The sequence below is a fragment of the Shouchella oshimensis genome (assembly GCF_004375095.1).
Classification (GTDB): domain Bacteria; phylum Bacillota; class Bacilli; order Bacillales; family Bacillaceae_D; genus Shouchella; species Shouchella oshimensis.
Genome location: NZ_SNUX01000003.1, coordinates 887,734 through 901,265 on the forward strand (window position 1 = coordinate 887,734; position 13,532 = coordinate 901,265).

Sequence of the window (13,532 nt, forward strand, 5' to 3'; positions counted from 1 at the left end):
GACAATCCGTTTATCTAAGGTCTTTACAGTAATTATTTTTTTCCTATTAAATGAACACTTTAAGCAGAAAATCTAAGTCTATTAGTATCGCATCACAAGTTAGAAGAGCTAACCTTTGAAAATAAAACCTTGACGAAATGAGTCGTATTTTGTAATAATAAAGCTAATTTAATGATGGTACCTTTAAACCAGTCCAGAGAGGCTGACAAGGACAGCGGATGTGCGTTCCCATTATGGGGACGTATAAGTTCGTCGAAGCGTTTTAAGCATAGGCGCTTTCACGACCAAAAAGGCTAATTGTCAGTTACGTGACAATTAGCCTTTTTTTCTGCTTTGGTATCAGAAAACTTGGAGGTTAGAACAATGGAAAAGCAAGATCAAGAGTTTTCATGGCAAGAGGTTCCAAAGACAGAGCGGAAGCATTTTCTTAAAACATTGGCTGTCATGCTAGGTTTCACGTTTTTTTCGGCAAGTATGTTGGCAGGTGGACAACTTGGCATCAGCTTGACCTTCTCCCAGTTTATCGTAGTCGTATTAGGTGGAAATTTATTACTTGGATTATATACAGGCGCGCTTGCATACATCGCTGCTAAAACAGGCCTTTCCACCCACTTATTAGCAAAACATGCATTTGGTGAAAAAGGGTCTTACTTGCCGTCGTTTCTCTTAGCCTTTACCCAAGTAGGGTGGTTTGGTGTTGGCGTTGCCATGTTCGCAGTTCCTGTAGCCCAGGCGATGAATTGGAACGTCTACGTACTTATTTTTACATTTGGCTTAGCGATGACGGCTTCAGCGATTTTCGGGATAAAAGCACTTGTTGTCTTAGGCTTTGTAGCGGTACCTGCAATTGCAATTCTAGGGGGCTATTCAGTTACACAAGGTGTTCAAGATGCTGGAGGTGTGCAAACATTGTTTGCCTATGAACCTACAGCAACAATGGCCATTTCAGCTGCATTGGCGATTTGTATCGGTTCTTTTATAAGTGGAGGGACGTTAACACCAGACTTTGCTCGCTTTGCTAAAACAGCCAAGCAAGCCGTTAGCGCTACAACGATTGCGTTTTTTCTAGGGAACTCACTTATGTTTTTATTTGGTGCAGTTGGCGCAATGGTATATGGTCTTGCAGAGGTATCTGAAGTCATGTTTTTACAAGGGTTAATGATTCCAGCCATACTTGTACTAGGTTTAAATATTTGGACGACGAATGATAACGCCTTGTATGCATCTGGGTTAGGGTTTGCCCATATAACGAAACTGCCGAAAAAATTCTTTGTTATTTTGAATGGTGTTATTGGAACAGTGTTGGCTATGTGGATGTACAACAATTTCGTTGGCTTTCTCACCATTCTTGGAGTGGCTATTCCATCCATTGGTGCAATTTTAATAGCCGATTACTTCTTTATTCATAAGCGACATTACCCAAAACTTGCTGAGATGAAAGTGAGAGCTGTTAATTGGATTGCCATTGTTTCTTGGGCAATAGGTGTCACCATTGCCCAGCTAGCCCCTGGCATTATCCCTTTAAACGCGTTAATTGGTACAATGATTGTATACATCGTTTGTACAACTGTAATGAACACAGTAAAAAAGAAAAAGGAACTGGTGATGACACATGATTATTCAAAACGCAACATTGCGCAATAGAAGTGGACGCTGGCAAATTGACATTCAAGATGGGAAATTTCATCGAATTACTCAAGAGCCAATCCAAGTAGAAAACAGAGAGGTTCTTGATGTTGCTGGTTCGCTTATCTTACCACCATTTATTGAGCCGCACATTCATTTAGACACAACAATGACAGCGGGTGAACCTGCTTGGAATGTTAGCGGAACGTTGTTTGAAGGGATTCAACGTTGGTCAGAGCGGAAGGAGTCTCTCACTCATGAAGATGTGAAAGAGCGTGCCAAAAAAGCATTAAAATGGCAAGTAGCTCAAGGGATTCAATACGTGCGAACTCATGTTGATGTAACGGACCCAAATTTAACAGCACTAAAGGCATTGCTCGAAGTAAAAGAAGAAATGGCCTCTTCTGTCACGCTTCAACTTGTTGCGTTTCCTCAAGAGGGGCTTCTTTCGTTCCCGAATGGGAAGGAATTAGTAGAGGAAGCACTAAAAATGGGAGCAGATGTTGTAGGCGGAATTCCTCATTTTGAATTTACGAGGGAGTATGGCGTAGAATCAATGAAACATGCATTTGATTTAGCTGAAAAATATGACCGACTGATTGACATCCACTGTGATGAAATTGATGATGAACAATCACGTTTTGTAGAAGTTGTGGCTAAAGAAGCATATGAGAGAGGACTTGGCGAAAAAACAACGGCTAGCCATACAACAGCAATGGGTTCCTACAATGATGCATATACCTCTAAATTATTTCGATTATTAAAGATGGCCAATATTAATTTTGTCTCAAACCCGTTAGTAAATATCCATCTACAAGGTCGGTTTGATACCTATCCTAAGCGAAGAGGATTAACTCGTATAAAAGAATTAAAAGAAGCAGGTTTAACCGTTTGTTTTGGGCATGATGATATCTTTGACCCTTGGTACCCACTTGGAACAGGAAATATGCTACAGGTGCTTCATATGGGTATTCACGCTGGTCAGCTAATGGGCTACGAGGAAATTGTACAATCCATCGACTTTATTACGCACAACAGCGCCAAAACCCTCCACATCCATGATGATTACGGAGTTGTTGAAGGGAATACTGCTAACTTCATTGTTGTTGATGCAGAAAATGAGTATGAAACCATACGAAAATTAGCGACTGTGACGCACTCTTTTAAAGAAGGGAAACAAATAGCTAAAACCACTCCACCTGAGTCATCCCTTTTTGTAGACAAATTAGAGGAGCGCGTTACGTTCAAAAAATAGCCTTTTAAAAACGCAAACAGCTTATCTCCTCGTCATTACAGAGGGAAGCTGTTTGTTTGCGTTTAACCGATACCAGTATGCACTCGCACAGCGATCGTAAATTCTTCGCCAGTCCCCATCAGTAGGAGGGGAGTGCATATATAAAATATTATCAGTGGAACCTCTTACAAAAGGCATATCTGTTAAAATGAGAGAATAGCCCTCTTCACTAACGTTTTTATTCTGGATCGTCGAAGTGGAGATTTCTAGCTGAAACGGGACGTAACTCATAATCTTTTCCGCTAGTGTTTCTTCGTATATTGGACCTTCTCTGGACAAAATAAGAAGTCGTAATGCCGGTTGAAGTTTATCAATATCAACGAAGGTATAGAGCATAAGCAAATAGCGTGTGTGTGCTGTTGGTGATCGTTTGAACCCGTTGTTTTCCGTCTCGTCTGCAAGTTGATGAACAATGCTACTTAATAAAGGATGTTGTTTCGTAATGGCATTCGCGTAAATCATATCTTTATAATGAAGAAAATTAGTTGCGTGATGTTCATAATAACAATAAAGCTGTATTAAATGCCCTTTAACGTGATTCATATTTTCTTTGTTTAATGCGCTTGGAAACAACGCTCCTAGTTTTTCGGTGAACATAACAGTGAACAACCAAGCTTCGGTCTGTGTTTTTTGATGAATTTCAATGTTTTGCCTAACAATTTCTAGTGGATGATAGTGACTTGGTGAATTAACAATCATCATTAATAAGAAATCTTCTTCTCCTTTTCGGTATTCTTCAGGAATTCCGTTAAGAATTAAATGACACTCACTCATAAGTTTCTCTTTAATATTCGCTGGAAAGGGAATGTCATAACCAGGACTATAAAATCCGTTTTCTATTCGATAGTGTTGAATAGCGAGATGATAAATATAAGCTTCCTTTTGAACAGGTGACAACCGTAGCGAAAGAGTCTCAATAATTTGTTCAACTCGTTTCTCTATCATCGTTTTTTGGAAAGAGAACGGCCACATCAATTTGCCTGTTATTTCGATTAAGAGCGAAAAGTAAAAATGGCGAATTTGTCGTTCATCACCATGAATTTTTAATGAGCGTAAGTCAAACGATAGTTGAAATCGTTCAAGCCATTTTTTAAAGAGTTTAAGCTTCCGAAAAAACGTGGCACGACTAATGTATTGCTCTTCAACAAATGTTTTAGCGGATGTGTTTTTTGAAATGACGCTCAAAAAGAAACAAACCATGTCATCTTGAATGTAGTATTGATGAAGCAGTTGTTTTAAAAAAGCGTCATCCTTTCCTTTCAAATACATGGTTTCGCTGTCAACATATTCGATAGTCATATCCGTATGTTTGCGCTCCATTTCATTCTTTAATTCGTATAAAGCAGCATCAACAGTACGTAGCGAACAACTCAGTTCATCAGGCAGTGTCTTTCTTTGTATGAATTCTTCCGTGCTTAACTTGTAAATCAGCTTAACTAACCGGTCTATTCGTTTATCGATTAACATCGCATAGTCCCTCTACCAGCTTGGTCATTTTTAGTTAAAGAATTCCTTTCCTTCTTCGTAGGTTGTTTTTGATATGAGTTTTGCCCTTACCATAAATCGCTCTGTCGTTGGTTTACTCGTATCGCATGTAAAGAGTGTGATACTGGGTTCGTCTGTTGGCAAAAGATACTGGGTGTCATGCTCAGAAATGATGTTTGTTTCAAAAACAGTATACTGATAGATTTCTGTTTTATTCGTAATATAAATATTCATGCTAGGCTTAACATGAAGAAGTGGACCAAATAGTAATGTTTGTTTTGACAAATGATGTCCAAATAGAACATAGTTACCGCTTCCCATAGGTTGTTGATCCGTTAGTGTAGCGGCCCCAGCGAGTAAATGCTCATTGGTTAACCCATTAATGATTGGGAGGGTTAACTGAACATCTGGTATTGATAGCGCCCCAGCGATTGGGAGGTCGTTTTGTTGAAGTGCTTCTTGCATGACTTCAAGGAAAGTAGGACGCTCAATAGCCGTTGAGTCAATGATAGAAGCCGTATTGGCATGATCGTGCAACGAATGGGTTAAAAATAGTTGCTGTGCTGATGCAATGCGCTGCTCAATAAAGTAATCTCTAATGAAAGGGGAGCATAGTAACACAATTCCCATCACTAGAAGAAGGACAATACTAGTGAGCATAAAAGACGATTTCAACCTTTCGCTCATGTTAGCTTGCCGAAGCACGTTGTTTGTCCATTGCGTCATGTAGTTGTTTTTTATGCTTCTTCCGCTGGTAATAAAGAATAAGCAAGAACGCCATCACAATAAAAGCAATGCCAAGTGCAACATAGAGCCACGTATAGTCAGAGGCTGGTATCGATACATCTGTTTGATTCAGTGCCTGTGCTTGTTCTTCATCAATTGTAAACGGTTCATCCCACTGCCATTCTTTTCCCATTGAAATTGCTGTTAACTCAATCCTATAGTCACCTGCTTCTAGAGGCTGACCTTCAAGAGAAATTGGATAGGAGAAACGTGAATTTGGCGCCATCTGCATTCCGTCTGTTTCGGCTTCAAGAACGATCTGGTTCGCATCGTTTTTAATGACTGCTTGAACAGCCAATTGATTCATATACATCGGTTTAGGGTTTTGAATATCCGCCATTATCACATTTCGAGCATTTAATTGATCTGCATATACATCATGGAGAAGCAAATCTGGTATGATTGGATTTTCGGTTTGTTGCAAAACAATCCCAACAACGTAAGCGTACTGATTATTTATTGATAAACCTTGTTCCGCTGATTCTTTATTCTCTTCCTCAACGGTTTCTTGCAACGTAATTCCACCAGCCATTACACCGTCAAACGACTCGTCTGGCATGGCAATCTCTAGAGGTAGTGTATATTCCCCGTTAGCAGGAACAACAATCTCTTCTTCGGTTGTCACCAAATCTTCCATAGGGAATAAAAGTGACTCGTCCCATTCTTGGTCAATAACTCCATACTCAACAACACCATTTACATTTGTTGATGCGGTGCCGATATCAGGTTCAATCACAACATCTGTGTCTGTATCATTACGAAGAAGAATCTCGACAGTTTGTTTGGCGCCTGGATCCAGTTGTAAGTGAAAGTATGTTTTACTTGAATCGATTTGATTATCAGGGATGATCGTCGTAACAGAGAAATTAAACTCTGAGGCTTGTGCCTTAAACGGCATAAAGACCAAACACGTAAAGGTTAACAACACAACAAAGCGTAGTAATTTCATCAAACCTTCCTTTCTTGAAGAGAGGGCATGCACATACTATGCATGCCCAAATCATTATTTACGATTTATGTCTTCATTTCCTGGTGTGTCGGATAATGTCCACGTTAATGTTGTTGAATAGTTTTTCGCATACTTTGTTGTCGCACCAGGCACTTCTAAAGAGACGCTAGAATCAGCAGTCTCACTTGTTCCGAAGTGATACGTATACGTACCGGCACCTTCTCCTTTGCTTGCTTGAAGAGGGGTGCTTTTAGCTTCAGGAGTAAGAGTGAACGATTCTTGGGCATGAGATGGTTTTGACGAGGCAGCAATAGACTTAACTGCAGCATGATTGACTGTAATCTCTGCACCGTTTAGCACTTCATTATCTGCTGTTGCAAATTGACCATTTTGAACGACTGACAAGGTCCAACCACTTTCCGTTCCACGGTTATCTGTCACTTGAACGTAGAGAGGACTAATTTTGTCTGAATTTCTAAAGGTTTGTGGAGCTGCGTAATAGGTTTCTGTCGTTGAAGTAATCTTATGCTCGCCAAACTCAAAAGATGACGCATAATCAATACTCAATGGTCCTGGTGTACCAGGATTGGGTCCAGGTCCTTCAGGGTCAGTAGGGTCAACAGGCTCTACAGGCGTTTCTGGGTTGGGATCTTCTGGATCTACAGGAGGCGTCACATCCTCATTTGGAACGAATTTTATTTTTGCGTTTGTGTCATAAGTGGAACTAGTATTTGCTAATGCCGTATTCCCACTAGTAATCAGTGCAAATGCTAGAGCCGTAATGGTTAATACTTTGATTTTTTTCATCGTTTTTCTCCGTTTCTATTATTAATTAGTTGTTATTTCCTGGTACGTCTGACAATGTCCATGTTAATGAAGTGCGGTATTCCGTATTATCTTTAGGGGTAACGCCAGGAACAAATAATTCAATAGCTGGTGTGATAACATCACCATTCTCTAAAGAAGTAAGATTCCCAAAATGGTTCACCCATGTTCCAGCCCCGGCACCTTCTACTGCGGACATAACGAGTGTAGAGGCGCCCTCAGGATCCAATTGAAACGAATTCGTAGCCGCTGGAGCCGACACATCGTTAAGCGTGCCTTTTACAGTTGGTTCGCTAAAGGAAATAGAAGCACCCGTTAACGTCGTGTGTTGGGCGTTTTCATTTTCAAATTGTCCGTTTTGCTTCACGTGCAAGGACCAGCCAGCATTTGAACCACGATTATCTGTAATTTGTACGTAGTTCGGAACAAAACGGCCATCACTTAGCTCTTGTGCTTTAGCAGCGTAGACCCGATCTTTTGTAGAAATTTCATTTTCGCCAAAATTCAGACTAGAAGCATAATCAATACTTAGAGGACCTGGAGTACCGGGGTTAGGGCCGGTTGGATCCGTTGGGTCAATTGGCGTTACCGGTTCTTCTGGATTAGGGTTTTCAGGATCGAGTGGTTCTGTGATGTCTTTGTTCGGGATGAATTGTACAGAACCATTTGAATCGTATGTACCTCCGTTTTCTGCCTTTGCTAGGCTACTGAAGGATAATGTGACAGTAGCAATCACAGTGAATAGAAGAGCTTTTTTCATTTCGTTTCCTCATTTCTAATGTGGTAGGTTTGTTTATAAACATGCTTAATCAGTACAAATGCAAGCAGGAGACATACGACGCCACTTAATAAGGATAGGAGAGGCGTTTGATCCCCAGTCTGTGGTAATACATCTAAAATGGGCAATTCATTTCCTTCTTCTATTGGCTGCTCTGGGTATTCACCGAAAAAACCAACACCAGCATCTGTTTCTGTGTTTGCAATTGTTAAGCTAGGAGTAAATAGAAAAACGATACAGATAAGCAGTCCTGTAAGAATAAGAGAGGCGTTACGTTTAACGTCATCACCCCCTTTCAAAAAGAGATGTCTGAAATTATTCATTGGCAGGTACATCCTGTAATGTCCACGTCAATTCTGTTTGATAGGTTTGATCTACTCGTGCATTCCCTGGCAATACGTCAAGAAAGAATCCGGTTTTTCCACTCTCCGTCCAACGATCAGAAATGACTTCTTCTAATCCGTTCGTTATTTGTCCAGAAGCGATGATGGAGGCATGAGAGCCAATGGTTTGTTCATTGCCGTTATCCATGTAGAGCAGAGTAGCGGAAAGTGCTTTACCTGTTCCATGATCTCGGAACGCTTCTTTTTGTTGTACAGATAATGCCCAATTTGTTTTTACATGACGCGTGTCTGTAATTGTTAGTTTGTTTCCTGCAATGACTTCTCCAAAGTATTGCTGGTGACTAGATGAAATGACTTGAGTACCAAAGTCAAGATGAGGCGCTACAAAGGATAACGCTCCATCTGTAATCGTAATAGGCACTTGAATAACCTTGTTTACTCCGGGATAGGTGGTACTCTCAATTTTCACACCAATGGTATACGTGCCTGGTACTGATACATCAGGTAATGTCTCTGAAAAACCCACAACGCGAGCGGCTTGATGTAATCGATTTGGCGTAATACGCATGTTCTTCACGAAACTACTTACATCCCACGTAGAAGGATCTGTTCCTGCGTGAAACGTTTGAGGAACGGGATCTCCATCAATCTGAATGGCCTTTAACGTGATGCTTGATTCATTTGTTGATACTTGCCCTTGAAACACACCGGAGCTTGCTGCAGCAAAGGCTTGGTTTGCTAATGGGCCTATCGCTCTGTCATCTACTTTCACACGAAACGTAAGTGTTTTTGAGCTAGCTACTCCTATATTTCCTGCTTGAAAGGTGAGTTTCTGTCCATCTATACCGGTTGGCTTATCTTTTGACCCGTCAGCTACATACGTGAGGCCAGATGGAAGACGATCTTCCACTTGTACATTCTGCCACGTTGCACCTAGCCCATTTTCTGCAGGATTTTGAAGCGTAATTTCATATTCAAGAATGTCACCTGGGTAAGCTGAACTATCTCTTTGGAAGGCTGTTTCGCCAGATGTAATGTTCCGGACACGCTTTTCGGCTCTTGGGCGTTGAGGTAAATCTGCGTAGGCAATTGCATAGACGCCAACCTCTTCACCTGTTGCACCTGTAAACCCCCAATAAACACGATTATTGTTAAATACGTTACGGTAATCAGAGATGGAATAAGTAGTTGTTTGACCAGCAAACGAGTACGAAAGCGTTCCACCGAAATTTGATGTTTTCTCCCATTTAACCGTAAAAGACTGCCAGTTGTTATTAATAATCGTTCGATAGGTTATATTGGAGTGAACCATTCGAGCATTCTGAGTTCCCAAAAATCCTCGGTCGATCACAGAAGGATTAACCACCGCTGTATGACTTTGATTCTGTAAGCCGCGATCGCTATAATCGCCATTATGATACGTATCAAATTCAAAAGAGAGCGCATTTTGAATAAATCCTGTATATGAACGTTCTCGAAGTGTTCCATAAGCACCAAGTGATTCCCCGCGTTGTCCAATGGCTTGTAAACCTCTAGGATCATTGTGCATCGTAAACGTTAAGCCATCTGCGATTTGCCTTTGATTAGGATTAGCCCCATTAATGTATAAGTGCATAGTCGTTTGAAAAGATTGGTTTAAATCAATTCGCTCGTTAAACCACATCGCCGAAGATTTATTTCGCGTTCCATCTGCGAGCACACGCACATTTGAATTAGGGTGTTGTGCTACGTTTCGATCACCTGCATATGTAAACAAATCTGAAACGTTTGGTCCTCCTACAGGTGGTAATGGGATGGTGCTGACATTTGCAAGGTCTACAGATGACGTGGTGAACCGTTCTTTCACAGCATTTAATTGGTTTTGTAAATCATCGGTTACATTGCTTTGTTGTGGCTGTTCATTTGATTCGTGTTTAGAACCATCTTTAAGATTGTCTGTAGCTTCTTCTAACTCCGATTCTTCAAGTGGTTCGACAGGAGCACGGTTTTCGTCATCTTTTGTTTCTTCCTTAACTGGAGTCTGCTCTTTATCGGTATTGTCAATTGTTTCCTCTAATGCTGGTTCACTTTCTTTATCGCCATCTAAATTCTCTGAGACATCTTCGTTATCCACTGGCTCTTCTAATTCTTCCTCTAGTTGTTCGTCTGTTTTAATCTCTTCTTGATCTTCATTGTATTCAGGATTTTCTAATTCGGTCGGTATGTCGGTTTCCTTTTCTTTTTTTTCATCATGCGAATCTTCGGTTTCAATTACCTCTTCGGCATCACTAATATGTACAGTAACGTCTTGATAAAGAATTTTCTCTTCATTTGTGACGGATTGTACGGAGATCGCATAAACCCCTGCATGAGTCGCTTGCAAAGTGAAGGTTTTCGACTCTTGATTTGCTTGAATGACAAGTTGATTGAATTCTTCATCGTATTCAATATGCTCCTCATCATTTGACTGCTCCCAAGTTAGTTGATCTGGTAATGTTAGCACCCAATCTTTGTCTTCCACCTCATTCATTTGAATCGCGAAAGGCTGTTTCACAATGAGATTGTCTTCATTTTCAATGAAGAGTGGGGCAGGGGGTCTGTCTTCATCTGCATGGACAAGAATTTCTTGAAACGGTATAGAAGCAACGATTAACAAGATAGATAGACAACTATAAAAGAACCGCCGATAAAGCAACCGATTGTTAAGAGAATCATGATTATACATAAGTTGTTTCCTCTAATGAGTTACGGGTTAAATGATTATTTTCCTCAAATAACATTGAGCGCACTTCTTTTAAAAAATGAATTTGAGCAGGGGATATCGTTTCAAAATTCATTAAGTCATGGCGTAAATAATTTAAATGCCATAATCGATCAAGCTCTTCTTTTGTTCGTTTTTTATGTAGAGCGTGTAAAGCAACTTCAAGAACATCACGTGCTGGAAGATGAGCAGCAAGGCTTAAATCTTTCCGCAACCGTTTATCTATTTCGTGCAATAATCGATAGGCTTTTACATTTGTACTCAATATAACCATCTCCATTTCAAGACAATAGAACTAGGAACTAATCATCATCATACGCTATTGTCTGTCAGAAAATGGTCTCTATTTTTACACTCTAATGGAAAAAATTGATACATTGCACCCTTATATATTAGCCTATTGCTAAAAAAAATAAAAATATTTGTCTTAGGAAAATAGTAATGTTTTAACAAAATATAATATAAAATCTGATAGTTATGCACTCGGGTGTTTTTTTATGTAAAGATAATAATAGTAAAAGGAGGCTGATCAGCGCGGTTTCCTTGTAAAAGTGGTCTGTTTTATTTTTAAAATGATGATAAAAAATACATTTTTTTAACATCGACTGCTTAACAATCTGCTATGATAAAAAGAGTTCGATTGCTTTTACAACAGAATAAAGAGGAGGCACGGTGTTATGAGGTATCAGAAAGAATTTTTTGCAACTGCAATGCTCTCGTTTATGGTGTTAAGTTTGCAACAACCCGCTTTAGCAGAGGGACCTAATGATCCAGCACCTGTTTTACAACCAAATCAGCCTAATGGAAAAACTGTTTTATTCGACAACAGCCATGGACAAACGGCCGGTCAATCAGACTGGGTGATTGATGGTGCGTTTTCTGATTTTGCAGATGCGTTAGTTGAAGAAGGGTATTTAGTGAAAGAGCATCGTGGGACAGAGCCGTTATCTTTAGATGACTTAAATGATGTTGATGTCTTTGTCATACCAGAAGCACAAATTCCTTTTAAAGCAATAGAACAAGATGCGATTGCTAGTTTCGCGGAAAATGGTGGCGGCGTTTTCTTTATTGCTGATCACTACAATGCAGACCGTAACTTAAATCGTTGGGATTCAAATGAAATTATGAATGGTTGGCGGAGAGGCGCTTATGAAGAACCAACAAAAGGCATGAGCGCAGGTGAAATTGAAGCGATGGAAGGAGTAACAAGTTCGGATTGGTTAAGTGATGAATTTGGTGTTCGCTTTCGTTTTAACGCCATTGACAATACAGCCGGAGATATCATTGTGCCTGTTGAGGAATCATTTGGTATCACAGAAGGAATTCAAGAAGTATCGATCCATGCAGGGTCAACGATGGCCATTATGAATGAAGACATTGCTAAAGGAATTGTTTACCTGCCAGATGGCTTAACAGAGCAAGCAAATTCGTGGGGTCCAGCTGTTGATCAAGGTGTTTACTTTGGCGGAGGAATAGAGGAAGGCCCATTTGTAGCCATTGGCAAAAAAGGTGATGGGAAGTCTGCTTTTATCGGAGATTCTTCTCCAGTAGAGGATAGTACTCCAAAATATCGCAATGAAGAGCATGGTGGAGTGAAGCGAACGTATGATGGCTTTATTGATCGTGATAATGGTCCACTTCTTGTGAACGTTATTCATTGGCTAGCTGAACAAGAGGATTACCATACATTTGCAGAAATCGATCTTCCTCTTGATGAGCCTTCGCCTATATTAGAAATGGAGACACCTGAGCACTCGACGGAGCCGCAGGTTGAACCGTGGAGAGCACCACAAACAGGCTATCTTTGGTATGATCGCACAACATTTGCGAATGGCTCTTACGGTTCTGACGTAGCACCTCCAATTGATATTTCCTATCAACTTGAAACACCAGCTGTATTGCCAGCAGATGGAACACCGTTTCAAGTTAGAATTACCCTAACAAATATGCAGCCCAATCAAGTAATTACAAATGCGGATATGCAAGTGTACCTTCAAGGTGGAACGGCTGTCTCGCAAATTCAACGTGCGGATGGCTCTTGGCCGAACGGGTATGGGTATCAATCCGTTGGAACACTTCGTGCAGATGGAACCGGAAAGGCAGAGATGGATGTAACAATGCGTCTTGGCAATGGTGTAACAGAAGGACCAGCAAATATTCGCTTACGTGTCGGTGCAGGCAATAACGTGGTAACGAAAGCAGTAACAATCGGTACAGGCGAAGAAGAAGAACAGCCACCTGTTGAGGAAGCGGCGTTTACTTTATCTTATCCAAACCCAATGCCTTTAGATGGTTCTACGTTTCCGGTTGAAGTAGTATTAACGGGGCTTACACCTGGGCAGACTATATCAAACGCACAGCTTCAAGTTTATATTGCAGGTGGACAATCTATCTCGCAAATTCAACGTGCGGATGGTTCCTGGCCAACAAACTATGGCTACTTTAATGTCGGTGATGTTACTGCTAATCAACAAGGTCGAGGGAGTAAAACAGTGAACATGCGCTTAAATGAAACTGTTCAAGCAAACCTAGGTAGCATTCGTCTTCGTTTAGGTAGTGGCAATAATGTACTTACAGAAACAGTTACCCTTCAGGCTGTTCAACAAACCAGTTTTTTAGCTCCACGGTTTCATCAATATGTTGACCACTTCCAATCGGTAGATGGAAACACAAGCTCATCATAAAACTTAAAACAAAGAAGCGGG

General features: G+C 40.6%; 11 protein-coding genes. 3 read left to right on the forward strand and 8 right to left on the reverse strand.

What is annotated here, in order from left to right; translation table 11 throughout:
* Positions 1–363: 363 nt before the first annotated feature.
* Both codB and codA read left to right on the forward strand, forming a co-directional pair.
* Positions 364–1,644, forward strand: a complete 1,281-nt coding sequence (gene codB / locus E2L03_RS15345; RefSeq protein WP_134259566.1) for a cytosine permease — start codon at positions 364–366, stop codon at positions 1,642–1,644.
* Positions 1,613–2,881, forward strand: a complete 1,269-nt coding sequence (gene codA, locus E2L03_RS15350) for a cytosine deaminase (RefSeq protein ID WP_134259567.1) — start codon at positions 1,613–1,615, stop codon at positions 2,879–2,881. Before codB ends, codA begins: the two co-directional genes overlap by 32 nt.
* A gap of 21 nt (positions 2,882–2,902) precedes the next feature.
* Here the strand turns inward: codA and E2L03_RS15355 are convergent, their stop codons facing one another.
* From E2L03_RS15355 to E2L03_RS15390, 8 genes are read right to left on the reverse strand one after another with little or no spacing between them, the layout of a single operon-like run.
* Complete coding sequence (locus tag E2L03_RS15355; protein WP_134259568.1) at positions 2,903–4,387, reverse strand: AcpB/EbpR/MafR family transcriptional regulator; 1,485 nt, start codon at positions 4,385–4,387, stop codon at positions 2,903–2,905.
* Positions 4,388–4,417: 30 nt separating this feature from the next.
* Positions 4,418–5,092 (reverse strand): class A sortase, encoded by a 675-nt coding sequence (locus E2L03_RS15360; RefSeq protein ID WP_166740329.1) that lies wholly within the window; start codon positions 5,090–5,092, stop codon positions 4,418–4,420.
* A 1-nt stretch (position 5,093) separates the two neighbouring features.
* The gene (locus tag E2L03_RS15365) at positions 5,094–6,140 is read right to left on the reverse strand and encodes a WxLIP family cell surface protein (RefSeq protein WP_134259570.1); all 1,047 of its coding nucleotides are present in this window, start codon (positions 6,138–6,140) and stop codon (positions 5,094–5,096) included.
* A gap of 54 nt (positions 6,141–6,194) precedes the next feature.
* Positions 6,195–6,947 carry a WxL domain-containing protein gene (locus tag E2L03_RS15370; RefSeq protein ID WP_038479799.1) on the reverse strand — a complete coding sequence of 251 codons (753 nt, stop codon included), beginning with the start codon at positions 6,945–6,947 and terminating at the stop codon, positions 6,195–6,197.
* 25 nt (positions 6,948–6,972) lie between these two features.
* Entirely contained in the window at positions 6,973–7,725 is a 753-nt protein-coding gene (locus E2L03_RS15375; protein ID WP_038479802.1) for a WxL domain-containing protein, read from the reverse strand.
* Positions 7,722–8,066: an LPXTG cell wall anchor domain-containing protein gene (locus E2L03_RS15380; protein WP_038479805.1), complete on the reverse strand. Its 345-nt coding sequence runs from the start codon at positions 8,064–8,066 to the stop codon at positions 7,722–7,724. Before E2L03_RS15380 ends, E2L03_RS15375 begins: the two co-directional genes overlap by 4 nt.
* Complete coding sequence (locus E2L03_RS15385) at positions 8,059–10,791, reverse strand: lectin-like domain-containing protein (protein WP_134259571.1); 2,733 nt, start codon at positions 10,789–10,791, stop codon at positions 8,059–8,061. The genes E2L03_RS15380 and E2L03_RS15385 overlap by 8 nt, the downstream gene beginning before the upstream one ends.
* Positions 10,784–11,092 carry a hypothetical protein gene (locus E2L03_RS15390; RefSeq protein ID WP_038479811.1) on the reverse strand — a complete coding sequence of 103 codons (309 nt, stop codon included), beginning with the start codon at positions 11,090–11,092 and terminating at the stop codon, positions 10,784–10,786. Before E2L03_RS15390 ends, E2L03_RS15385 begins: the two co-directional genes overlap by 8 nt.
* 412 nt (positions 11,093–11,504) lie before the next feature.
* Between E2L03_RS15390 and E2L03_RS15395 the strand changes: the two genes are divergently transcribed.
* Positions 11,505–13,511 (forward strand): motility-associated ABC transporter substrate-binding family protein, encoded by a 2,007-nt coding sequence (locus E2L03_RS15395; protein ID WP_176463636.1) that lies wholly within the window; start codon positions 11,505–11,507, stop codon positions 13,509–13,511.
* Positions 13,512–13,532: the final 21 nt, after the last annotated feature.